Origin of the sequence: Streptomyces sp. NPDC056738 (genome assembly GCF_042790435.1) — a bacterium.
Classification (GTDB): domain Bacteria; phylum Actinomycetota; class Actinomycetes; order Streptomycetales; family Streptomycetaceae; genus Streptomyces.
In genome coordinates, this window is the sequence record NZ_JBHTZF010000008.1 from 384,976 (window position 1) to 407,955 (window position 22,980).

Consider the following 22,980-nt stretch of genomic DNA (forward strand, 5'->3'; position numbering starts at 1 on the left):
GAAACGGAATCTACTGTTCCGACTGTCGGCCGGATCGACGGTACCGGCTGTACAGGAACCCGGCTTCCTCCAGCAGGGACGCCAGTTCGAAGTGCTGGGGAACCGGCACCGAGGGCCCACCCGCGATCCGCTGGGCGTCGCCCGCCGCGAGCATCGGGGAGAGCGTCAGGCACATCTCGTCCAGGACGCCGGCCGCGACGAACTGACCCAGCAGCCTGGGCCCGCCCTCGGTCAGCAGCCTGGTGTGCCCGAGGTCGCCCAGGGCCCGTACGGCACGGGCGGGATCGACCCCCATGCCGTCCCCGGCGATCACCACCCGCGCGCCCGCCCGCTCGGCCTCGGCGATCCGTTCCGGTGCCGCCGCGGAGCCGGTCAGCACCAGCGTGGGCACCAGGGGCGAGGTGAACAGCGGCAGTGAGAAGTCCAGGCCGAGGCTCGCCGTGACCACCGCGATCGCGGGCGCGGGACCCTGCCCGGCGGCCTCCCGGCGGGCCGCGAAGGCCTCACGCGCGCGGGCCGGCCGGTAGCCCTCCTGCCGCACGGTCTCGGCGCCGACGACCACGACGTCCGCGAGCCCCCTGAGGACACCGAAGATCCTCATGTCGGTGGCGTTCGAGATGGGCTGCGAGCGCCCCTCGTGCTGGGCGGCACCGTCGAGCGTGGACACCATGTTGGCCCGGAGCCAGGGCAGCCGGACGTCGGGGTAGGCGTACGCCTCGGCCAGCTCGCCGAGCTCCCACTCACGGTCCGTCACTTGCGTCCCGGGGGCCTCGGCGGAGGCCTGGGCTGCTGTTTCGTAGGTCACAGGGAACAGGCGTCGCATGGGTTGCAGTGTGGCACGGCGCATAGAGTGGGTAACCGTGTCGTCCACCTCCACCGCCTCCGCGATCGACCCGATAGCCGAAGCGGCCCCGCTGTCCCTGTGCGCCCGCGAGCCGCACGTCCCCGCCGACCGGCTCGTCGCCGAGATGGTGCCGCCGCCGCGCTTCGACTCGGTCCGCTTCGCCACGTACATCCCGGACCCGAACCAGCCCAGCCAGACCGAGGCCGTGGGCATCCTCGAGGCGTTCGCCGCGGGTCTCGGCGGGGCGCACGCCGTGGGCGCGCCCAAGCGGCGGCTCTTCGGCTTCGGCAAGGGTGCCCCGAAGACGCCGACCGGTCCCCGGGGCGTCTACCTGGACGGCGGGTACGGCGTCGGCAAGACCCACCTCCTCGCCTCCCTGTGGCACGCGACCCCGGCGGAGCCCTCCCTCAAGGCGTTCGGCACCTTCGTGGAGCTGACGAACCTGGTCGGCGCGCTCGGCTTCCAGAAGACCGTGCAGACGCTCTCCGGGCACCGCCTCCTGTGCATCGACGAGTTCGAGCTCGACGACCCGGGCGACACCGTCCTCGTCTCCACCCTGCTCGGCAAGCTGGTCGACGCGGGCGTGGCGCTCGCCGCCACCTCGAACACACTTCCGGGCAAGCTCGGTGAGGGCCGGTTCGCGGCCGCCGACTTCCTGCGGGAGATCCAGGGCCTGTCCGCGCGCTTCCGCCCGCTGCGCATCGACGGCGAGGACTACCGCCACCGCGGGCTGCCCGAGGCGCCCGCCCCGTTCTCCGACGAGCAGGTCACCAAGGCCGCGTACGCCACCGACGGCGCGTCCCTGGACGACTTCCCGCACCTGCTCGACCACCTCGCCCGGGTCCACCCCAGCCGGTACGGCGCCCTGACGGACGGGGTCAAGGCGGTCTGCCTCACCGACGTCCAGCCCGTCCCGGACCAGTCGACGGCGCTGCGGCTCGTCGTGCTCGCCGACCGGCTGTACGACCGCGAGGTGCCGGTCCTCGCCTCCGGCATGCCCTTCGACCGGCTGTTCAGCGAGGAGATGCTGAACGGCGGCTACCGCAAGAAGTACTTCCGCGCGATCTCCCGGCTCACGGCGCTGGCCCGCGACGCGAAGGGGCTCGTGGAGGGCCGGGGAGCCCAGTAGGCACGCCTGAGACCGCACACCGCCACCGGCCTCGGGAACCCTTCCGCACCGGCCGGTAACAACCGCGCCCCCGCGACGTAGAGTGGAATGGCCAGACTTGTCAGGCGGCTCGGAAGGGGGTCGTCATGGTCCAGGAACTCATCGTGGCGATCACGGCGGCCTGTTCCGCCTCGGTCATCTACGTCGCCGCCGGCGCCCGCGTCGTCAAACAGTACGAACGCGGGGTCGTCTTCCGTCTCGGGCGGCTGGCCGGCGAGGTCCGCTCCCCCGGCTTCACCATGATCGTTCCCTTCGTGGACCGGCTGCGCAAGGTCAACATGCAGATCGTGACCCTGCCCATCCCGGCGCAGGAGGGCATCACCCGCGACAACGTGACGGTCCGCGTCGACGCGGTCGTCTACTTCCGGGTGGTGGACGCGGCGAACGCCATCATCCAGGTCGAGGACTACCGCTTCGCGGTCTCCCAGATGGCGCAGACCTCGCTCCGGTCGATCATCGGCAAGAGCGATCTGGACGACCTGCTCTCCAACCGCGAAAAGCTCAACCAGGGGCTGGAGTTGATGATCGACAGCCCGGCGATCGGCTGGGGCGTGCAGATCGACCGCGTCGAGATCAAGGACGTCTCCCTGCCCGAGACGATGAAGCGGTCCATGGCCCGTCAGGCCGAGGCGGACCGCGAGCGCAGGGCCCGGATCATCAACGCGGACGCGGAACTCCAGGCGTCCAAGAAGCTGGCGCAGGCCGCCGAGGTGATGTCGGAACAGCCGGCCGCGCTCCAACTGCGGCTGCTGCAGACGGTGGTGGCCGTCGCCGCCGAGAAGAACTCCACCCTCGTCCTGCCCTTCCCGGTCGAACTGCTGCGCTTCCTGGAGCGGGCCCAGTCCGGACAGCCGCCCGTCGTGGCGGACTCCCGGCAGCCGTCGGCCCCCGAGGTACCGCCCTCGCTCAAGGGGCAGCCGGGGGTCGATCCCGTCGAGCCGCCCGTCGTGCCGGACCGGATCAACGGAGTGCGGGAGGCGCTCGGCCTGCCGGAGGCGTTCGCGGACACCGACGGGCTCGGCATCCCGGACGCGTTCGGCCTGCTGGGGGACGTCGGGGCGCCGAGGGAGCCGGGAGACGATCCGGAACCCTCCGGACGCCCGGAGGAGTCCGGGTTCACGAAGGACTCCGGCTTCACGGAGGAGTCCGGGTAGCCGTTCGAAATCCCGTGGCCCGGCCGGGAGGCCGCTGCTAGCGTGTGGGCCATGAAGAAGCGTGCCGCGATGAACACGACGACGCCGGAGAGTGTCCCGGCGCGCTGACCTCTGACATGAGTCGAAGCCCCGGGGCGAGTGCCCCGGGGCTTCGCCGTGTGGTCGCTCGCCCTCCGCAAGCGAGGAGACCACCGTGAACGACCACCGCCGACTCGGCCGCGAACTCGGCCTGTTCGACACCGACCCCCTCATGGGCGCCGGACTTCCCTACTGGCTGCCCGACGGCGCCGCCGTGCGGTACGCCCTGGAGGAGTACGTCCGCGACGCCGAGCGGCGGGCCGGCTACCGGCACGTGTACTCGCCGGTGCTGGGCAAGAAGGAGCTGTACGAGATCTCCGGGCACTGGTCGCACTACGGCGACGACATGTTCCCGCCGATGGAACTCGGCGGAGAACAGATGCTGTTGCGGCCGAGCCTGTGCCCCCACCATGCGCTGATCTACCGGTCCCGCCCGCACAGCTACCGCGAACTGCCCTTTCGCATGGCCGAGTTGGGCGGGATGTACCGCTCCGAGCTGTCGGGCGTGCTGGGCGGCCTGACCCGTGTGCGGGCCATCCAGCTCAACGACGCGCACATCTTCTGCACCCCCGACCAGGTCGCCGAGGAGGCCGCCGCCGCCCTCGGACTGATCCGTGCCGCGTACGAGGCCATGGGCATCGAGGCATCCCGCTACCGGCTGTCGCTGCCGGGCCCGGGAGGCAAGTACGTCGCCGATCCGGAGCTGTGGCGCAGATCGGCCGCGCTGCTGCGCGAGGTCCTCGACGGGTCCGGCGTCGCGTACGAGGCGGTCGAGGGCGAGGCCGCGTTCTACGGGCCCAAGATCGACGTCCAGATCGCCGACCCGGCGGGCCGCGAGTCCACCCTCTCCACCGTCCAGGTCGACTTCCACCAGCCCGAGCGCTTCGATCTGCGCTACATCGGCGCCGACGGCGCGAAACACCGGCCGGTCATGGTGCACCGCAGCGTGATCGGCAGTCTGGAACGGGCCGTCGCCCACCTCATCGAGGTGCACGGCGGCGCCTTCCCCGCCTGGCTCGCCCCCACCCAGGTGGTGGTCCTGCCCGTGTCCGAGGCCGAGACCGAGGAGGCGCTCCGGCTCGTACGCCGCTGCCGCGACCAGGGGCTGCGGGCCGGGCTCGCCGCCCCGGACGAGGGCAGCCTGGGCGCCCGGGTGCGTGCCGCCCGGCTGGCCCCGTACCAGGCGGTGATCGGCCCCCGGGAGGCGGCCGACGGCCTGATCGCCCTGCGTCTGCGCGACGGACGCCGTCTCGATCCCCGGCCGGCCGACGAGGTCCTGCACGAGATCGGCCGCGAGATCGACCGGAGGACCGGGTCGCGCGGCACCGGGTGAGGGCGTGCTCCTCCTAAGCTGGAGGCATGAGCGACGACCACCGCGCGACCGGCGCGGACGGGCCTGCCGGGGAGTCCCACGGCATCCTCGACCCGGCGGGGCAGGACGGGCCGCCGTACGCGGAATGCGTCCTGTGCCGTGAACCGACCGAGTATCCGGAGTCGCACAAGGGCATCACACTGTGCCCCGTCTGCGACTGGCAGGAGGCGCAGCGCACCGCGTGCTCGGGCTGACCGGCGCGGGGCGGACGGTCCGTGGGACGGGTGGTCCGTGGGACGGGTGGCCCGTAGGACGGACGGGTGGCCCGTGGGACGGGTGGTCCGTGGGACGGGCGGCTCCGGCACCGGACCGTCCGTCCGGAACGGATCTTCCGCCTGGCAGACTGGGGGCGTGAGCAGCGACGACCCGACCCCCGCCGACGACAGCCCGTTCCGCGACGAGCCCACGGCGCGTGACACCGCACGGCAGTTCGTCCTGCCGCTGGTGGTGCACATCGAGAAGGACGCGCCCCCGGCGCGCACCGACGCGCTGGAGACCTCGGCCCGGGCCGTGCTGACCATGCTGAGCGACGAGCGTTCACTCGGGGACGGCATCTGGGCGCAGGCGATGCGGGACTGGCAGGACGCCCGGATCCGCAAGGTCGTACGGCGGGCGCGCGGCGCCGAGTGGCGGCGGGCCGAGGCGCTGCCCGGCATCACCGTGACGGGGCGGACCGCGGAGGTGCGGGTCTTCCCGCCGGTGCCGCTGGACGGCTGGCCCAAGGACCTGGCGCGGCTCCAGGTGTCCGGTACGGATCTGGAGGATCCGGAGCCGCCGGCACCGGCCGATCCGGCGGCGCCCGTGCTGTGGCTGAACCCGGAACTCGACATGTCGGCGGGCAAGACCATGGCGCAGACGGGCCATGGCGCCCAACTGGCCTGGTGGGAGCTGTCGGAGAAGGAGCGGACCGCCTGGCGCGCGTCGGGCTTCGCCCTCTCGGTCCGTACCGCCGATCCGGCCCGCTGGCGTGAACTCAGCGTCTCCGAGGTGCCGTTGGTCCGTGACGCGGGGTTCACGGAGATCGCCCCCGGGCTGACGGTCGCCGTCGAGGGACACGACCGCGTGGGCGCCCTGCCGGGACGCGCCGCGGATCCCGCGGGCTGACGCGGGACCCTAATCGGCCAGGGTGGTGGCGAGTTCCGCGGTGACGCGGACGATCTCGGTGTCCGGTTCGGCGAGCAGGTGCTGGAGGGTGCCGCGGTGGGCGCGGACGGCCTGGCGCGCCTCGCGCTCCCAGCCCACCCAGTTCTCCCGGCGGTTGAGGAGCTTGGGGTACGCGGCGGCGGTGCGTTCCCACTGCCGGGCGTCCGCGATGTCCTTCAGGAGCTGGATTATCTGGACGCGGCAGGTGACCTGCGGGAGTTCGGCGAGCTCCCACAGGAAGGGGACGGTGGCGGCAGTCGCCTGCTCCACGACGAATCCGAACTGGCAGATTCGTTCCCTCAGGTCCTGGAGTGCCGCTCTGGCGGTCGCCGCGTCACCCCAGGCGACGGTGTTGAGCAGGAAGGGGATGGCTTCCGCGGACCCCTTGGAGTCCTTGATCTCGTCCCACGACACACGTTCCAGGTTCCTGAGTGGTGTGGCCATTTCCGCTCCCTCCGAAGGCGTCGGACAGTGCCAGGTGCGCGGGCGGGCCGAGGGCCCGTCCCGGACGATCACGCTCCCCGGGGAGCGGCTGAGCCGACGTCAGCAAAGGCCTCTGGCAACGAGGTTGACGCCACGGCTATTATCCACGCTGACAGCGTCTTCGTGCAATTGCACGAGAAATTGCATGAAGACGGAGAGGCGCATGGGCCACGTGAGGCCCGGCCGGGGCCCGCGACCGGGCGGCCGGCCCGGGCGCGCACCTGGTGGAACGTCAGCAAGGAGAGTGCGTTGGTGCCATCAGTGCCGAACGGAGTGCGGGCCAGCTCGCTGGGTGCCTCCTGGATCAAGAGCAGGCACAGCAATGCCGAAGGCAACTGCGTCGAAGTGGCCACGCTGGGAGACGGACGGATAGCGGTCCGCAACTCCCGTGACCCCGACGGCCCGGCCCTCGTCTACACCCCGGCGGAAGTGGCCGCGTTCCTGGCCGGCGCGAAGGACGGGGAGTTCGACCACCTGCTCTGAGTCCCGGTCCCCGAGGCGCTCTGAGTCCTCGTCCCGGAGGCGCCGAACTCCGTTGAAACGGAAGGCTGGTTGTCCACTTCTGTCTCTCCATGCGGCAGAGTCCGGCGCAGTGCGATAATTTTGGCTGTCTTCTGCCGGTCGACTGGGAGTCAGGATGTCCGTCGAGTCACCCCGCGTCTCCCGTCTCGAACCGTATCTGAGCCGGGAGGAGCCCGCCCCCACTCTGCTGAAGATGCTGGTCGGCGTGCAGCTCGCCGGCGCCCGCGAGGACGCCGGGCTCTCCCAGGAACAGGCCGCGCGCTCCCTCGGATTCAGCGCGGCGAAACTGTCGCGCATAGAGGCGGGCAAGGGCCGTCGGCCACCGACGGAGGACGACGTCCGCGCACTGCTCGGGCTGTACGGGACCGAGGACTACGAGATCTCGGTCCTGCTCAGACTGCTCAAGCGCGCGGGCGAGCCGGGGTGGTGGCAGCGCTACGACAAGCGGCTGATGCCCGAGTGGTTCGACCGGCTGGTCGGCCTCCAGGAGGCGGCCACCACCATCCGTACCTTCGAGATCCAGTACGTTCCGGGCCTGTTGCAGACTCCCGACTACACGCGGGCCGTGGTGGAACGCGGGCTGCCGACGGCGCCCGCCGCCGAGGTGCAGCGCCGGGTGGAGCTGCGCATGCGCAGACGGGAGCTGCTGGACCGGGTGGACGCGCCTCAACTGTGGGCCGTCGTCGACGAGTCCGTCCTGCTGCGCGTCCTGGGCAGCCGTGCGGTGATGCGCGCCCAGCTCGAACACCTCATCGAGATGGCCCAGCGTCCCCATGTGGTCGTGCAGATCGTGCCGTTGGACGTCACCAACGCCTCCGCGCCGGCCATCCCGGTCACCTATCTGCGCTTCGGCGGCGTCGAACTGCCCGACATCGTCTACCTGGAGCACATCAGGAGCGCCAACTTCCTGGAGGACCGCGACGAGACGGAGGAGTACCGGGTGGTGCTGGACCGGCTCGCCGACGAGGCCCTCAGCCCCCGCGCATCCCTGGCGCTGCTGCGCACCACGGTGGAACAGCGGTACGCCAAGGACTAGGAGGCGTCGCGGCCGGACGCGTACACGAAGGGCCGGAGCCGGCCCGGCGGACGCCGGACGGCAGCGGCCGGACGGTATGAGCCGGAGGCTCTCCTAGCGGATCCGGCCGACCCCGCCGAACTCGATCCACTCCTGCGTGAGCTGGCGCGGCACGACATCGGTGTCCGGCCGCCAGGTGGACACCTCGACCAGTCCGGGTTCGAGGACGTCCATGCCGTCGAAGAACTCCTCCACGTCCTTCTCCTGGCGGACCCGGCCCCAGTGCCCCTGCGTCGCCTGGTCCATGAAGCCGGTGACGAAGTCGCGGACCTCGGCGTCCTCGCTGACCAGTTGGCACATCACCATGAAGCTGCCGGGCGCCAGCCGCTCGGCGACGCGGCGGATCACCGGGAGGGGCCCGTCGGTCTCGCTGTCCGGGATGCAGTGGAACACCGAGTTGAACAGCACGGCCACCGGCTGTTCGAGGTCGATCAGCCGCCGGGTGTCGGGGTGGGAGAAGATCTCCTCCGTCTGCCGCAGGTCGGCGTGGATGACGGCCGTCCGGTCGTTCTGGTCGAGCAGGGCCCGGCCGTGGACCAGCACCATCGGGTCGACGTCGACGTAGACCACGCGGGAGGTCTCGTCGATCGCCTGGGCGACCTGGTGCACGTTGTTCTGGGTGGGCAGGCCGGATCCGTGGTCGAGGAACTGCCTGATCCCGTATCCGTCCGCCAGGGTGCGGACCACCCGCTGGAGGAAGCGCCGGTTGTTCAGGGCGAGCGCGCGCGTGCTGGGGACGACCTTGTCCAGTTCCTCGCAGGCCGCCCGGTCGGCGGCGTAGTTGTCCTTGCCGCCGAGATAGTGGTCGTACATGCGCGCGGCCGTGGGCACCGTGGCATCGATCGACGTGGACAACTGCTCGCCAGGCTGCATCGTTCCCCCAGATCAGTGTCGGTCTGCCTGACCGGCCCGACCGGCAATCCATCTTAGGGAAACGGAAGTTGGCGTTGCCACCCCCCGAACGAAGGACGCGGGAGGCCTTTCAGGCCAAGTCTCGCCCCTCGCTCACCGTGGTGGCGCGAAAGGGCCACTCGCCCTCGTCGGAGCCGGTCCGCTCGCCGCCGTCCGGCAAGGGAGCGGCGGCGCGGAACCTCAAATCTTGCTCTGAACGTCCGCCCCGGTGGGTTCGGTCCCGGCCCCCGGGGCCATGACCTGGTCACGCCGGTGCACCGGCCGTCGTGGGGAGCGACGTACGGGCAGGCGCGGCCGAGGCCGTGACGGAGGAGGGGACATGACGAAGTCGGAGCGGCTGGGTACGGGAATCGGGTGGCGGCCGGAGATCGCCGAGGCCGTGGAGCGGATGCCCGGCATCGACTGGGTCGAGGCCGTGGCGGAGAACCTGTGCCCCGGTCATCTCCCCGAGTCGCTGCTGCGGCTGCGGGAGCGGGGGGTCACGGTGGTGCCGCACGGCGTCTCCCTGGGCCTCGGCGGCGCCGACCGGCCCGACGAGGCGCGGCTCACCGCGCTCGCGGAACGCGCCGAGGCGCTGGGTTCGCCGCTCGTCACGGAACACATCGCGTTCGTCCGGGCCGGCGGCCCGCTCACCGCGTCACCGCTCCTGGAGGCCGGGCACCTGCTGCCCGTTCCGCGCACCCGGGACGCGCTGCGCGTCCTGTGCGAGAACGTCCGCGCGGCCCAGGCGGCGCTCCCCGTCCCCCTCGCCGTGGAGAACATCGCCGCGCTGATCTCCTGGCCGGGCGAGGAGATGACCGAGGGGCAGTTCCTCTACGACCTGGTCGACCGCACGGGCGTCCGGCTGCTCATCGACGTGGCCAACCTCCACACCAACCACGTCAACCGCGACGAGGACCCCGCCAAGGCCCTGGACGAACTGCCCGTCGAGGCGATCGCCTACGTCCACGTCGCCGGGGGCTTCGAGCGGGACGGCGTCTGGCACGACAGCCACGCGCACCCCGTCCCGCGGCCCGTGCTCGACATCCTCGCCGACCTCGCGTCCCGGGTGACCCCGCCGGGTGTCCTCCTCGAACGCGACGAGAACTTCCCGGAACCGGCCGAACTGGAGCGGGAACTCACCGCGATCCGGGACACCCTGAAGAAGGCGGAGGCCGGAGCTCGGGCGACCGGGCCCGACCGGACGGCCCCGGCGGGGACCGGCCCCACTCCCTCGGCGGCCGCCCCGGGCGAGATGGCCGTACCGGACCAGGCGGCCGCACCGGAGGAGGTGCCCGCGCCGGACTCCCGGGCCGCGGCGGGAGACGCGCCCCGTCAGCGGGTGGCGCTGGCGCAGGCCGCGCTGCTGTCGGCGCTGGTCGCCGGGACCCCCGCGCCCGAGGGCTTCGACCGCGTCCGCCTCGGGGTGCAGGCGCGCGCCCTCGCCGCCAAACGGGCGGACGTCGTCGCGAAGGTGGCCCCGGAGCTGCCGGAGATCCTGGCCGACGGCTACCGGCCGGCCTTCCTCGCGTACGCGCAGCGGCGTCCGATGACCGGCGGCTACCGCCGCGACGCCCTGGACTTCGCCGAGCACCTGCTGCTCGCCGGGCTCCCGGAGAGCGCCAGGACCCGGCGGCTGCGCGCGTGGTGGCTGGAACGGTCGGGTCCCGCCCCGCTGTCCGGACGCCCCGTGGCCCGGCTCGCCAGGGCCACCCGCAGGGCGCTGCTCCGCCGCTGAGCCGTCTCCCCGGCATCCGACACGCCTCGTCCGCGGAGTGTGCCCGGAGTAACACCGCACGATGTGAAGGCGCTGTGCGCGTCCGTTTGATGATGCTTCAGGACGGTTCGACGTCAGCACGAACCACCGCATCCGGCGCCTTCCACCCTCGTCCCGACCCCTCCTTCGCGTACGGCAGTCGGCGTAGAGCCCGCAGTAGCATGCCAGCCCGCACGCGAAGCGCATTAGCGTGCGGTGCCGCAACAGGAGGCACCATGCGATCCGACAACCGCACCGGACCGGTCAGTGGAACAGGGCTCATCATCGCCGCCCTGCTGGCGACCCTGGTCGCGCTGGCCTTTCCGATCTGGTCGTACGCGGACCGCGCCGGCACCGGCCTCGACACCCTGAACTCCGGGACCGTCCCGAGTCCGTACGGTCCGCTGTCGGGCCTGGACCGGGAGTTCGTCACCAGGGTCCGGCTGGCCGGCCTGTGGGAGCTGCCCGCGGGCCAGCAGGCCCAGGAGCGCGGCACCACCCAGGCCGTACGGACGGCGGGAGCGCACCTGATCGAGGGGCACACGTTCCTCGACGCGCGCGTCCGCAGCGTCGCGGCGCGGCTCAGCCTGGAACTGCCCAACCAGCCCAACGCACAGCAGCGTCAGTGGCTGTCCACGCTCAGCGCGGCGCACGGCACGCAGTACGACCGGGACTTCGCGAACATCCTGCGCGCCGCGCACGGCAAGGTGTTCGCGATGGTCGCCCAGGTCCGCGCGAACACGCGCAATTCACTCGTGCGCGATCTCGCCGACGACGCGAACACCACCGTGCTCGACCACATCAAGGTCCTGGAGGCGACCGGATACGTGGACTTCGACGCGCTCGCCTCGGACGCGGCCACCGCGAGCCCGCCGCCGCTCACCAACTCCCCCGCGCCGCCCGGCCCGGTGCCGTCCCCGTCGTCGCCGGTCCCGGTGACCCCGTCCTCGGGCTACCCGCTCCCCCCGGCCGCCGCGCGCCCCAACCCGTCGGCGGGCTCCTGAGCGACCGCGGCGAGGTCCGTCCGCCCGTGGACCGTGCCGAGTCCTCAAGACCGCCCCGATCCACACGAGTTGCGTGTGGTGCGGAGATCGAGCACCGGGGCGCGCGGAAAGCGGAACATCACACACCGGCAACGGCTGCGTCCCACATAGTGGGTGGAGCATGGCGCCCACCCGGTCCCATCGCATAGAAAAACGCCATGTTCTGGGTCCTTCTCCTGATCCTCGCCTGGGTGGCGGCCGGTGTCTCCTGCACCCGGCTGTGTCTGGCCGCGGTCCGTACCGCGTCGCTCGACACCGACGCCGCGCACGGGCACGACCTCACGCTGTACGAGGCCGCGTTCCTGTCCGGCGGACCGGCCCGGGTGGCCGATCTGACCCTGGTGTCGATGGCCCGCCAGCGCCGCCTGCTGCTCGCGCACACCGGCTGGGCCACCGTCGTCGACCCGCGCGGGCGCGACGACATGGAGCGCTCGGTCATCGGGGCGATCGGACCCGAGGGCCAGTCCCGGATAGCGCCGCTGCGGGCGGCCACCGCCGCAACCGACTCCGTACGCCGTCTCGCGGACCGGCTGGTCGCGGCCGGCCTCGCCGTCCCCGACGGGACCCGCACCACGGTCGCGGGGGCGGTCCGTCAGGTCCAGGCCGCCGCGGCCGGGGTCCTCGCGCTGGGCGTCGCGGCCCTGCTGCTGCCGGGCCAGGCCCCGGGCAGCGACGTCCCGGTGGCCGTCTGGTTCCTGCTCCCGCTCATCCTGACGGTGAGCTGTCTGGCCATAGCCCGGATCGAGGTGCACCCCTGCACCCGCTGGGCCTCCCCGGCCGGGCAGCGGCTGCTCGGCACCCTGGCCCGGCACTCCGACGCCTCCGGCGACGACCGTACGTACCTCACCTCCGTCGCCGTACGCGGCATCCGCGCGATCGGCGAGCCCGACCTGCGGGCGGCCCTGGCGCACCGCGACCGCGACACCCCCTGGCGGGAGGGGGCCCACTAGGACCAGCGCCCGAAGACACCCCGGGCTCCAGGGGGCTGGAAGGAGCCCGCGGGGGCGCATCGGGGTCATTGGCGCCGACACCGGGGGGCGGTGCTTTACTTCGCCGTCCGCCGAACGAAGCATCCTTCTGTCGCTGCCGCGCGCTGAAGGGATTCGCGATGAGAGCTGCCGTCCTCCACGGAACCGCAGGGTCCTTGCTCCTGGCCGGCCTCGTCGCCGCTCCCGCGGACGGCGCGCAGGTCTGGCCCGACCCCATCGGATCCGCCGCGACCCGCGGCACCGCCGTCGCCGCCGGACGCGCCGCCGCCACGGGCATCCACTTCGGCAAGTGCCCCAAGGAGGAGCACCTGCCGGCGAGCCTCCAGTGCGGCACGGTCACGGTGCCCCTCGACTACACGCTCCCCGACGGCAAGCGGATCAGACTGACCGTCAGCCGTGTGAAGGCCACCGGCAAGGACCCGCACAACGCCAGGCACAAGGTGCCGCGTCAGGGCTCCCTCGTCTACAACCCCGGAGGTCCCGGCGGCTCCGGCATGTTCTTCCCGCTGATCGGCATGCTGCCCGAGTGGAAGCGGATCGGAGCCGCGTACGACCTCGTCGGCTACGCACCGCGCGGCGTCGGCCGGTCGGCGCCGCTGACCTGCCGGGACCCCCGGCACCGTCCGAAGCCGCTCCTCCAGGCCCCGACCGTCCCCTCGGAGTCGTTCAAGAAGGCACGGATCGCGGAGGCCAAGGCGTACGCCCGCGGCTGCGCCCGGCGTGCGGGCTCCGCCCTGCGCCACTACACCTCGCTCGACAACGCCCGCGACCTGGACGTGCTGAGGGCCGCGCTGGGCGAGCGGAAGCTGACGTTCATGGGCGCCTCGTACGGGACGTACTTCGGCTCCCTGTACGCGACGCTGTTCCCCTCGCACGTACGCCGCATGGTCTTCGACTCGGCGGTGAACCCCGACCCCGAGAAGGTCTGGTACGGCAACAACCTCGACCAGTCGGCCGCGTTCGAGACCCGCTGGGCGGACCTGCGCGCGTGGATCGCCCGCCACCACACGGTGTACGGACTGGGCCGCACCGCGGAGGAGGTGCGGCGCTCCTACGAGAAGGCGCGGGCCCGGCTCGCCGCCTCGCCCGCCGGAGGCACGGTGGGCCCCGCCCAGCTCCAGGGCGCGTTCCTGCAGGCCGGGTACTTCGACGACTACTGGCCGCAGCGCGCGCTGGCGCTGTCCGCCTATCTGAAGGGCGACCCGAAGCCGCTGATCCAGGTGGCGGGACCGCATCCGGAGGCGGCCGCCGAACAGGAGAACAGCAGCGCGGTCTACACGGCCGTGGAGTGCAACGACGCGCCCTGGCCGACCGACTGGCGCACCTGGGACCGCGACAACACCCGGCTCGCGCGGGTCGCCCCGTTCGAGACCTGGGACAACGTGTGGATGAACCTGCCGTGCGCGTACTGGCCCGCGCCCCGGCAGAAGCCGCTCGACGTACGGACCCTGCCCGGTGAGCTGCCGCCGACGCTGATCCTGGCCGCCGAGCGGGACGCGGCGACGCCGTACGAGGGCGCGAAGGAACTCCACCGACGGCTGTGGGGCTCGGTGCTGGTGACGGAGAACGGCGCCGGCACCCACGGGATCGCGGGCGGCCCCAACAAGTGCGTCAACGGCCACCTGGACGCCTACCTCCTGGAGGGCCGGCTCCCCGGCGGCGACGCGGGATGCGCGCCGCACCGCGAGCCGGTGGCGCGGGCGCACTGACCGGGTCCGGAAACCGGGAAGGCGGGCGCCCCCGGGAGGGGCGCCCGCCTTCTCACGCGGACGGCCGGTGATCCGCCGGCACGGCCGGACGGGACGCCGGGACGGTCAGGCGAGGCCCGCGACCAGTTCGGCGACGTCCTTGCGGCGGCCCGTGTAGAACGGGACCTCCTCGCGGACGTGCATCCGGGCCTCGGAGGCGCGCAGGTGACGCATGAGGTCGACGATGCGGTAGAGCTCGTCCGCCTCGAAGGCGAGCAGCCACTCGTAGTCGCCGAGCGAGAACGAGGCGACCGTGTTCGCGCGCACGTCCGGGTAGCCGCGCGCCATCTTGCCGTGGTCTGCCAGCATCCGGCGGCGGTCCTCGTCGGGCAGCAGGTACCAGTCGTAGGAGCGCACGAAGGGGTAGACGCTCACGTAGTCGCGGGGCGTCTCGTCGGCGAGGAACGCCGGGATGTGCGAGCGGTTGAACTCGGCCGGGCGGTGCAGGGCCATGTTCGACCAGACCGGCTCCAGCGCGCGGCCCAGCTTCGTACGGCGGAAGAGGTTGTACGCCTCCTGGAGCTGGTCGCTGGTCTCGGCGTGCCACCAGATCATGACGTCGGCGTCCGCGCGCAGCCCCGAGACGTCGTACGTGCCGCGGACGGTGACGTCCTTCGCGGCGAGCTGGTCGAACAGCTCCTGGACCTCGTCGGCGTAACCGGCGCGGTCCTCGGGGAGCACGTCCTTCAGCTTGAAGACCGACCACAGGGTGTAGCGGATGACCTCGTTCAGGTCCTTGGCCAGCTTGCCCTTGTTCGGGATCCTGGCCGGCTCGGTGGTGGGGGCGTCGTCACTCATGAGGCTATTCTCCCGCGCCGCCGTGCAGGCTCTGCACCGGGTGGGCCCGCAGTGCCTCAAGACCGGCGCCGTCGCCGCCGAGCCGGTCGACGGCGGCGTACGCGGACGCGATGCAGGCCGGGATGCCGACCCCGTCGTACGCCGCGCCGCACACGGCGAGGCCGGGCAGCTTCCCGACGTGCTCGCGGACGCGGGCCACGCGCGCGTGGTGGCCGACCGGGTACTGGGGCAGACCGTCGTCCCAGCGGGTCACCCGGGTCTCGACCGGCTCGGCGTCGAGCCCGGTCGCCTCCCGCAGGTCGTGCCGGGACACCTCGACGAGATCGGCGTCGGACCTGCCGAGCACCTCCGTCTCGCCGTACCGTCCGACGGAGGTGCGCAGCACCAGCAGGCCGGGGTCCTGGTCGGCGATCCAGCCCCACTTGCGGGAGGCGAAGGTGGACGCCTTGATGGTGTGCCCGTCGACCGGAGGCACCAGGAAGCCGCTCCCCTCGGGGAGGGTGACGCCCTCGCCGCGGTAGGCGAGGGTCACCAGGGCCATCGACGCGTACTCCACGGCGGCCAGTTCGGCCGCCGCGGCCGGCGCCTCGGCCCGCAGCAGCGCGGCGGCCACCGGGGCGGGCAGCGCGAGGACGACCGCGTCGGCGTGCAGGACGCGGTCCCCGGCGACGACGCGCCAGGCGGCGCGGGCCTGCTCGCCGGTCCCGGCCGCCGTGGTCCGGCGCAGCTCGGTCACCTGCGTCCCGGTGAGGATCTCGCCCCCGCGTGCCGTCACCGACGCGGCGACGGCGAGCGGCAGCCGGCCCACTCCCCCGTCGATGCCCATGAACACCGGGCCGCCCGGCCCGGCCGCGGCCGCCTTCCCCTGGATCTCGCGGACCGCCTCGGTCAGGGAGGTGTGGGTGCGCGCGGCAGCGTAGAGCTGGGGGACGGCCAGCCGCATCGAGATGCGGTAGGCGTCTCCCGCGTACACCCCGCCGAGGAGGGGTTCCACGAGGCGGTCGACGACCTCGCGGCCGAGGCGCGCCGCCACGTACTCGCCGACGGCGATGTCCTCGCCCACCTCGGTCCGCGGCAGGTCGGCGTCGCGCTCGATGCGGCGCAGGCCCTCTTCGGAGAGGACGCCGGCGACGGCGGACGCGTCGCCGGGGACGCCCATGACGTGGCCCTTGGGCATGGGGCGCAGGGTTCCGCGGGTCCACAGGGAGGCCGTCGCGGTGGCGGGCGGCTGGAGGCGGTCGCCGAGCCCGGCCTCGCGGGCGAGGTCCACGGCCTCGGGGCGGCGCGCCAGCATCGACTCGGCGCCGAGGTCGACGCGCGCGCCCGCGATCTCGCCGGTCAGCAGCTTGCCTCCGACTCGGTCCGACGCCTCCAGGACGGTGACGCGCGCGCCCCGCCCGAGCAGGCGGTGAGCCGCGGCCAGCCCCGCGATCCCTCCGCCGACGACCACGACATGTCCCGAACCCGCAGGGGTGTCCTCTTCGCGCATGTCTCCACCTTCTCAGACGTCCCCGACGCCCCCGGCGGGGAGCCCGGTGTCCCGCGCGAGTCCGGACCGTGACCGCATCGGGACCGGAGCACGCCAACGTCCCGCGCCCCTCCGGCGTCGAAGAACTGTCCGTCGTCACCACCCTGGGGGGGTAGTCCCGCATGCAGACAGGCTCCGTACATCCGCTCCGGCCCACGGCACCCGGCGAGCCCGGACCTTTCGCCTCGTCCGCCCCGCCGGTCCCGTCCGCGTCGCCCGCGCGCGCGGTCCGCCCCGCCCGGGTCATGGCCGGCATGTTCCTCGTCGCGGCGGTCGCGCTGACGGGATGCGGCGCGAGCGAGACGGGGAGCACCAACGACAAGTCGGTCGCCCGGAGCGACGCGAACGCCGCCCCCGCGGAGCAGGCGGACTCGGGGGCCGCGGGCGCCGCGGGGAGCGGGGCCTCGAACGGCCGCAAGACGGCCGCTCCGCCCAAGGTGACCCTGAACAGCATCATCCGCACCGCCTCGCTGACCGTCGTGGTCAAGGACGTTCCCGGGGCCCTGGACGACGCCCGCGCGGCGGCCGAGAACGCCGGGGGCTACGTCGGCGACGAGACCACCACCCGTGACGGCCGGGACCACGAGCGCACCCGGGTCGTTCTGCGGGTGCCCACCGAGCGCTACGACGAGGTGCTCGCCGCGCTGGAGGGCGCCGGCAAGGTCGTCACGCGCACGGCCAAGGCGGAGGACGTCACCGATCAGGTCGTGGACGTGGAGAGCCGCGTCAAGTCGCAGCGCGCCAGCGTGGCCCGGGTCCGCGAACTGATGGACAAGGCCACCAGGCTCAGTGACGTGGTCGCTCTGGAAGGGGAGTTGAGCACCCGGGAGGCCGATCTGGAGGCGCTGCTCGCCCAGCAGGCGTCGCTGAAGGACCGCACGAGCCTGGCCACGATCACGCTCACGCTGTCCGAGACGCCGGTGAAGAAGGCCGAGAAGAAGGAGTCCGACCCGGGCTTCCTCGACGCGCTCTCGGGTGGCTGGCACGTGCTGGTCACCGTGGTGCGCTGGCTGGCGCTGGCCGTCGGGGCCGTCCTTCCCTTCGCGGTGGTCCTCGGCCTGATCGTCCTGGCGTGGACGCGTGGCGTGAGCCCGCGGCTGCGCCGTCGGACCCCGGCGCCGGCCTCGGGCCCGGCTCCGGCCATGGCCGCGGGCCCGTCCGCGGTGAATCCGGGCCCGGCCCCGGTTCCTTCTCCGGCGCCGACCGAGGGTCCGGCCCCGGTGCCGGCCTCGCGCACCGCTCCGGAACCGGCCGCGGACCCGGCCTCCGGCACGGCGGGCACCGCGCCCGGCGCGGGCCGGGAGGGCGGCGGGGAGGACTGAAGTGCCGGGCCCCCGTAGCGTGTTCGTATGGGCATGAGCGATACGAACGGTACGAGCGGCGGGCACGGCGACCGGGAACGGCTGGTCGTGATCGGGGGTGACGCGGCGGGCATGTCCGCCGCGTCACAGGCACGCCGGCTGCGCGGTCCCGGCGAGCTGGAGATCGTGGCGTTCGAGCGGGGCCACTTCACCTCGTACTCGGCGTGCGGCATCCCGTACTGGGTGGGCGGCGACGTCCCCGACCGCGACCGGCTGATCGCGCGGACCCCCGAGGAACACCGGGAGCGCGCCATCGACCTGCGGATGCGTACGGAGGTCACCGAGATCGACGTCGCGGGCGCCCGGGTGCGCTCACGGGACCTCGGCACCGGGGCCGAGGCGTGGACCTCGTACGACCGCCTCGTCATCGCGACCGGCGCGCGGCCGGTCCGCCCCGAGCTGCCGGGCGCCGACGCGCCGGGCGTGCACGGCGTGCAGACGCTGGACGACGGGCAGGCGCTGCTCGACACGCTCGCGCGGACCGAGGGCCGCCGGGCCGTGGTCGTCGGCGCGGGCTACATCGGCGTGGAGATGGCCGAGGCGCTCATCAACCGCGGGTACGAGGTGACCGTCGTCAACCGGGGCAAGGAGCCCATGGCCACCCTCGACCCGGACATGGGCCGCCTGGTGCACACCGCGATGGAGGGGCTCGGCATCACCATGGTCGGGGACACCGAGGTCACCGGGTTCCTCACCGCGGACGACGGCCGGGTCCGCGCGGTCGTCACGGCCGACGCCACCTACCCGGCGGACATCGTGGTGCTCGGCATCGGCGTGCGCCCCGAGACGTCCCTGGCCCGCGCCGCCGGACTGCCGCTCGGCGACCACGGCGGGCTGCTCACCGATCTGTCGATGCGGGTGCGCGGGCACGAGGACATCTGGGCGGGCGGCGACTGCGTCGAGGTGCTCGACCTGGTGTCGGGGCGCGAGCGGCACATCGCGCTGGGCACCCACGCGAACAAGCACGGGCAGGTCATCGGCTCCAACGTGGCCGGCGGATACGCCACGTTCCCCGGCGTCGTCGGCACGGCGGTGAGCAAGGTCTGCGACCTGGAGATCGCCCGGACCGGGCTGCGCGAGAAGGACGCGCGCCGGGCCGGTCTGCGGTTCGAGACCGTCACCATCGAGTCGACGAGCCGCGCGGGCTACTACCCGAACGCGGCCCTCATGACGGTGAAGATGCTCGCGGAGCACCGGACGGGACGGCTGCTCGGCGTGCAGATCGTCGGCCGGGAGGGCGCGGCGAAGCGGGTGGACATCGCCGCGGTGGCCCTGACCGCGGGCATGACGGTGGAACAGATGACGATGCTGGACCTCGGCTACGCCCCGCCGTTCTCGCCGGTCTGGGACCCGGTCCTGGTCGCGGCCCGCAAGGCGGTGGCGAAGGTGCGCCGGGCAACCCCGTGACGGGCACGGGGACATGTCCGCGAGGTCCCGCCCGGCGACCTCCCGGGGCCCGCGCGCGGGCCCCGGTGGCGGACAGCCGCTAGGCGGACTCGTTCCCGGCCGACCCGTTGATCCGGTCGATCGCCTGCCGGGCCTGCTCGGCCGGCGGCCGGGCGGGCAGCGAGGAGACCGAACCGGCCGCGGTGACCGCGGGCGGGGCCTGGGCCGGCTTCGCGTGCGCGGCCGAGCGGGAGGACCGCAGACGGTGGCTGACGGCCTCGTCCAGGGTCACGGGCCGCTGCAGCCGGGCCGCGAGCCGTCCGGCCTCCTGGCCGAGCGCGGCGACATCCTCCCAGGGGAGGTGCAGCACCAGCGCGATCTCCGCCTCGCCGTCGGGCAGGGCGTGCATCGGAGGAGTAACTCGGTCGCTCATGGCCTGGGTCCTCACGTCTTCACGTCGTCGCGTCGTCGTACCCGTCCCACGTCGCCGGAGCGAAGCGGGGGGCTGAGGAGACATACGGCCGCGGGGGCACATGTGTTCAGTGTGTTCGACGGGAAACGGCGCCGGGGGCCGCTCCGGCCGGGGGCCCACCCGGCCCCGTCGAGCACGGATTCGCCCCGCGTCTCGCGGGCAGTAGTTCCTCGTGGTCATTCCCGTCCATGACGTGAACCCGGTGCGGCGCACGCCCTATGTGACGTACGCGCTGATCGCCGCCAATGTGCTCGTCTTCCTCTACACCCCCGGTCTCGCCGGATCGGTGGCGGGCGACAGCGCCCTGTCGCAGCTCTGTCATCTGCACGCGTTCATGGACCACTACGCCGCCGTGCCGCAGGAACTGATCCACCATCGGATGCCGCGCCTGGTCCCCACCGGCGAGGTCGGCGGCGGACTGCACGGGTCGGGCTGTGTGCTGGGACCGCCGGGCTACGACAAGTCCCCGCCGCTGTCGGTGCTCACGGCGATGTTCCTGCACGGGAGCTGGCTGCATCTGCTGGGCAACATGCTCTTCCTGCTGATCTTCGGCAACAACATCGAGGACCGGCTCGGACATGTGCGCTTCACGCTGTTCTACGTGGCGTGCGGCTTCGCGGCGGCGTACGGCTTCGCCCTGGTCAACGAGGACTCGGGCGACCCGCTGATCGGGGCCTCGGGGGCGATCGCCGGGGTCCTCGGCGCGTATCTGGTGCTGTATCCGAGGGCCAGGGTCTGGGTCCTGGTGCCGTTCCTGGTGTTCCTGCCGCTCCGGCTGCCCGCGTGGCTCGTGCTGGGCTTCTGGTTCGTGCTCCAGGCCGCGTACTCGTCCGGCGCCGCCGTGCCCGCCGCGGGCACCGTGGCGTACGCGGCGCACGTCGTCGGTTTCCTGGCCGGCATGCTCCTGGCCTGGCCGCTGCGTCCGGGCACCCCGCCACCGCCGGAGCCGCGCCGCCTGCTGTGGGGCAGACAGGCGCGGCACGGCTGGTAGATGACGAACGGACCGGCCCCGGGGTTCGGCGGGCCGACCGCGGGGTCCCGCGGGCCGACCGGCGTCCTAGCGGGCCGTCTGCGTGTGGACGTACTCCACCAGGCGGCTCAGCACGTCGGGGTCCATGCTCGGCATGACGCCGTGTCCGAGGTTGAAGACGTGGCCCTCCAGACCGGCGGCGGCGGCGAGCACCTCGCGGGTCTTCGCCTCGACGGCCTCGGTGCTCGCGAACAGGACCGCGGGGTCGAGATTGCCCTGGAACGCCTTGCCGGGACCGACGCGGCGGGCGGCCTCGTCGAGCGGGACCCGCCAGTCGACGCCGACGACGTCCGCGCCGGCCTCACCCATGAGGCCGAGCAGCTCGCCGGTGCCGACGCCGAAGTGGATGCGCGGCACACCGTAGGAGGCGACGGAGTCGAAGACCTTGGCGGAGGCGGGCATCACGGAACGGCGGTAGTCGGCCGGGGCCAGGGCGCCGACCCAGGAGTCGAAGAGCTGGACGGCGCTCGCGCCGGCCTCGATCTGCACCTTCAGGAAGGCGGAGGTGATCTCGGCGAGACGGTCGAGCAGGTCGGCCCAGAGCTGCGGGTCGCTGTACATCAGCGCCTTGGTGTGCTCGTGGTTCTTGGACGGACCGCCCTCCACGAGGTAACTCGCGAGGGTGAAAGGCGCGCCCGCGAAACCGATGAGCGGGGTCTCCCCGAGTTCGGCCGTCAGGAGTCCGATCGCCTCGGTGACGTACCAGACGTCCTCGGGGGTCAGGTCGCGGAGCTGGGCCAGGTCGGCACGGGTGCGGATCGGGTTCTGGACGACCGGGCCGACGCCCGGCTTGATGTCCAGGTCGACGCCGATGGCCTTCAGCGGGACCACGATGTCGCTGTAGTAGATGGCGGCGTCCACGCGGTGCCGGCGGACCGGCTGGAGCGTGATCTCGGCGACCAGCTCGGGCCGCGTGCAGGACTCCAGCATGGGGATGCCCTCGCGCACCTTGAGGTACTCGGGCAGCGAACGGCCGGCCTGCCGCATGAACCACACGGGCGTGTGCGGCACGGGCTCGCGCCTGCACGCCTTGAGGAAGGCGGACTCGTACGTGGCTGTCGGCTGCTGCCCGGCGGGGCTGTGGTTGGCGCTCACGACGGAAAGTCTCCCACGCCTCGCGGGCGCCCCCGTCCCGGGCTCCGGTGCGCCCGCACCCCTCCGGAGGGCGCATTCGCGCGACGGCGTGCGCCCGGCGTGATCCGGACAGGGGTCCCACGCACGGGTGTCTCTCCCTGCGCGCGGGCTCCGTTCCCCTTAATCTTCCCGGCATGGCTGCGGCTCAGGGACGACTGTCGGACGGCGCTGGCGGAATGGACGACGCGAGGGAGGAGAAGGAGGGGGACAGGAATGCGGCGGAGACGGCCCCGTTGCCCTTCCGGGCGGCCGTCGACGCACTGCGGGGCGCCCGGCTGCGGCCGGACATCGAGATCGACCCGACGCGACCACCGCAGCGCCTGGCTCCGTACGCGTACGCGCTGGAGGCCGCGGTCGTGGCCGACGACGAGGATCTGGCCGACGGCCGTCTCGTCCTGCTGCACGACCCGGCCGGACACGACGCCTGGCAGGGCTCCTTCCGTCTGGTGACCCTGGTCCGCGCGGAGCTGGAGCCGGAGATGGCCGCCGACCCGCTGCTCCCCGAGGTCTGCTGGTCGTGGCTGACCGGCTCGCTCCAGGCCCGCGGGCTCTCGTACGGCGAGGCGAGCGGCACCGTGACGCGCGCGAGCTCGCACTACTTCGGCGGGCTCGCGGAGCGCCCGGCCGCCTCGCAGATCGAGATCCGCGCGTCCTGGACACCCCGGGAGGGCCTCGGCGGCGTACCGGACACCGCCGCGCACCTCGCCGGCTGGTGCGACCTGCTGTGCCAGATCGCCGGACTGCCGCCGGTGACTCCGGGTGACGCCTCGGTGGTCACCCTGCCGCAGCGCCGGGGACCACAGTCCCGCTGACCCCGCCGAGGGCGCGCGCCGACGCGCGCGCCCTTTCCGTTTCCTTACCGGCCGCGTGGCGATACGACCACTTTCGGCCGCGTATCGACGAGGAACGACGGGGAACGACTGGGAACGACTCGGTTCGATCTTCGGATGATCGATCGCGCGTCCGAATTGCACGGATTGTTACTCACCCCATCGTGATCATTCC

Annotated in this window: 21 protein-coding genes and 1 pseudogene; 15 read left to right on the top strand and 7 right to left on the bottom strand. The window is 72.9% G+C overall.

Translation table 11 applies throughout. The features are described from left to right. Positions 1 to 10 precede the first annotated feature (10 nt). Entirely contained in the window at positions 11 to 823 is an 813-nt protein-coding gene (locus tag ACFRIC_RS23180; protein WP_382788647.1) for a pyrimidine reductase family protein, read from the bottom strand. Here ACFRIC_RS23180 and zapE point away from each other — a divergent pair. The 5 genes and pseudogenes from zapE to ACFRIC_RS23205 all read left to right on the top strand — a co-directional run bounded on the left by zapE (position 822) and on the right by ACFRIC_RS23205 (position 5,720). Then, positions 822 to 1,973, top strand: coding sequence for a cell division protein ZapE (zapE, locus tag ACFRIC_RS23185; RefSeq protein ID WP_382788649.1), 1,152 nt, complete (start codon positions 822 to 824; stop codon positions 1,971 to 1,973). The two genes, ACFRIC_RS23180 and zapE, sit on opposite strands and share 2 nt — an antisense overlap. Before the next feature lie 125 nt (positions 1,974 to 2,098). Next, positions 2,099 to 3,166, top strand: coding sequence for a slipin family protein (locus ACFRIC_RS23190; RefSeq protein ID WP_382788651.1), 1,068 nt, complete (start codon positions 2,099 to 2,101; stop codon positions 3,164 to 3,166). 187 nt (positions 3,167 to 3,353) lie between these two features. Further along, positions 3,354 to 4,577, top strand: a pseudogene (gene thrS, locus ACFRIC_RS23195) (threonine--tRNA ligase); the annotation flags it as partial. Between the two features lie 26 nt (positions 4,578 to 4,603). Then, positions 4,604 to 4,810 carry a hypothetical protein gene (locus ACFRIC_RS23200; RefSeq protein WP_382788653.1) on the top strand — a complete coding sequence of 69 codons (207 nt, stop codon included), beginning with the start codon at positions 4,604 to 4,606 and terminating at the stop codon, positions 4,808 to 4,810. Between the two features lie 157 nt (positions 4,811 to 4,967). Next, the gene (locus tag ACFRIC_RS23205) at positions 4,968 to 5,720 is read left to right on the top strand and encodes a peptidyl-tRNA hydrolase (RefSeq protein WP_382788654.1); all 753 of its coding nucleotides are present in this window, start codon (positions 4,968 to 4,970) and stop codon (positions 5,718 to 5,720) included. Between the two features lie 9 nt (positions 5,721 to 5,729). Here the strand turns inward: ACFRIC_RS23205 and ACFRIC_RS23210 are convergent, their stop codons facing one another. Then, on the bottom strand, positions 5,730 to 6,203 hold the full coding sequence (locus ACFRIC_RS23210; RefSeq protein ID WP_382788656.1) for a hypothetical protein: 474 nt from the start codon (positions 6,201 to 6,203) through the stop codon (positions 5,730 to 5,732). Positions 6,204 to 6,494: 291 nt separating this feature from the next. Between ACFRIC_RS23210 and ACFRIC_RS23215 the strand changes: the two genes are divergently transcribed. After that, positions 6,495 to 6,725: a DUF397 domain-containing protein gene (locus tag ACFRIC_RS23215; protein ID WP_382788658.1), complete on the top strand. Its 231-nt coding sequence runs from the start codon at positions 6,495 to 6,497 to the stop codon at positions 6,723 to 6,725. A 154-nt stretch (positions 6,726 to 6,879) separates the two neighbouring features. Further along, positions 6,880 to 7,800 carry a helix-turn-helix domain-containing protein gene (locus tag ACFRIC_RS23220; protein WP_382788660.1) on the top strand — a complete coding sequence of 307 codons (921 nt, stop codon included), beginning with the start codon at positions 6,880 to 6,882 and terminating at the stop codon, positions 7,798 to 7,800. 93 nt (positions 7,801 to 7,893) lie between these two features. On the opposite strand, the gene ACFRIC_RS23225 is transcribed toward ACFRIC_RS23220, so the two are convergent. Next, the gene (locus tag ACFRIC_RS23225) at positions 7,894 to 8,712 is read right to left on the bottom strand and encodes an SAM-dependent methyltransferase (protein ID WP_382788662.1); all 819 of its coding nucleotides are present in this window, start codon (positions 8,710 to 8,712) and stop codon (positions 7,894 to 7,896) included. 358 nt (positions 8,713 to 9,070) lie between these two features. Between ACFRIC_RS23225 and ACFRIC_RS23230 the strand changes: the two genes are divergently transcribed. From ACFRIC_RS23230 to ACFRIC_RS23245, 4 genes are all read left to right on the top strand, one after another. Then, positions 9,071 to 10,468: a DUF692 domain-containing protein gene (locus ACFRIC_RS23230; RefSeq protein WP_382788664.1), complete on the top strand. Its 1,398-nt coding sequence runs from the start codon at positions 9,071 to 9,073 to the stop codon at positions 10,466 to 10,468. 254 nt (positions 10,469 to 10,722) lie between these two features. Then, positions 10,723 to 11,490 (top strand): DUF4142 domain-containing protein, encoded by a 768-nt coding sequence (locus ACFRIC_RS23235; RefSeq protein ID WP_382788666.1) that lies wholly within the window; start codon positions 10,723 to 10,725, stop codon positions 11,488 to 11,490. Between the two features lie 197 nt (positions 11,491 to 11,687). Continuing rightward, positions 11,688 to 12,479 carry a TIGR04222 domain-containing membrane protein gene (locus tag ACFRIC_RS23240; protein WP_382788668.1) on the top strand — a complete coding sequence of 264 codons (792 nt, stop codon included), beginning with the start codon at positions 11,688 to 11,690 and terminating at the stop codon, positions 12,477 to 12,479. Between the two features lie 158 nt (positions 12,480 to 12,637). Then, positions 12,638 to 14,227, top strand: a complete 1,590-nt coding sequence (locus ACFRIC_RS23245) for an alpha/beta hydrolase (protein WP_382788670.1) — start codon at positions 12,638 to 12,640, stop codon at positions 14,225 to 14,227. A gap of 105 nt (positions 14,228 to 14,332) precedes the next feature. Here the strand turns inward: ACFRIC_RS23245 and hemQ are convergent, their stop codons facing one another. Further along, positions 14,333 to 15,064, bottom strand: a complete 732-nt coding sequence (hemQ, locus tag ACFRIC_RS23250; protein ID WP_382788673.1) for a hydrogen peroxide-dependent heme synthase — start codon at positions 15,062 to 15,064, stop codon at positions 14,333 to 14,335. Positions 15,065 to 15,068: 4 nt separating this feature from the next. Continuing rightward, positions 15,069 to 16,553 carry a protoporphyrinogen oxidase gene (hemG, locus tag ACFRIC_RS23255; RefSeq protein ID WP_382788675.1) on the bottom strand — a complete coding sequence of 495 codons (1,485 nt, stop codon included), beginning with the start codon at positions 16,551 to 16,553 and terminating at the stop codon, positions 15,069 to 15,071. 293 nt (positions 16,554 to 16,846) lie between these two features. Here hemG and ACFRIC_RS23260 point away from each other — a divergent pair, with 293 nt between their 5' ends. After that, a complete protein-coding gene (locus ACFRIC_RS23260) occupies positions 16,847 to 17,914 on the top strand; it encodes a DUF4349 domain-containing protein (RefSeq protein WP_382788771.1) in 1,068 nt (355 codons plus the stop codon). Between the two features lie 27 nt (positions 17,915 to 17,941). Then, entirely contained in the window at positions 17,942 to 19,360 is a 1,419-nt protein-coding gene (locus tag ACFRIC_RS23265) for an FAD-dependent oxidoreductase (RefSeq protein ID WP_382788677.1), read from the top strand. Positions 19,361 to 19,439: 79 nt separating this feature from the next. Here the strand turns inward: ACFRIC_RS23265 and ACFRIC_RS23270 are convergent, their stop codons facing one another. After that, a complete protein-coding gene (locus ACFRIC_RS23270; RefSeq protein WP_382788679.1) occupies positions 19,440 to 19,772 on the bottom strand; it encodes a hypothetical protein in 333 nt (110 codons plus the stop codon). A gap of 211 nt (positions 19,773 to 19,983) precedes the next feature. Between ACFRIC_RS23270 and ACFRIC_RS23275 the strand changes: the two genes are divergently transcribed. After that, on the top strand, positions 19,984 to 20,802 hold the full coding sequence (locus ACFRIC_RS23275) for a rhomboid family intramembrane serine protease (RefSeq protein WP_382788681.1): 819 nt from the start codon (positions 19,984 to 19,986) through the stop codon (positions 20,800 to 20,802). Between the two features lie 66 nt (positions 20,803 to 20,868). Here ACFRIC_RS23275 and hemE read toward each other — a convergent pair whose 3' ends face one another. Next, positions 20,869 to 21,936, bottom strand: coding sequence for a uroporphyrinogen decarboxylase (gene hemE, locus ACFRIC_RS23280; RefSeq protein ID WP_382788683.1), 1,068 nt, complete (start codon positions 21,934 to 21,936; stop codon positions 20,869 to 20,871). Between the two features lie 215 nt (positions 21,937 to 22,151). Between hemE and ACFRIC_RS23285 the strand changes: the two genes are divergently transcribed. After that, positions 22,152 to 22,787 carry a DUF3000 domain-containing protein gene (locus tag ACFRIC_RS23285; RefSeq protein WP_382788773.1) on the top strand — a complete coding sequence of 212 codons (636 nt, stop codon included), beginning with the start codon at positions 22,152 to 22,154 and terminating at the stop codon, positions 22,785 to 22,787. The last annotated feature ends 193 nt before the right edge of the window (positions 22,788 to 22,980 follow it).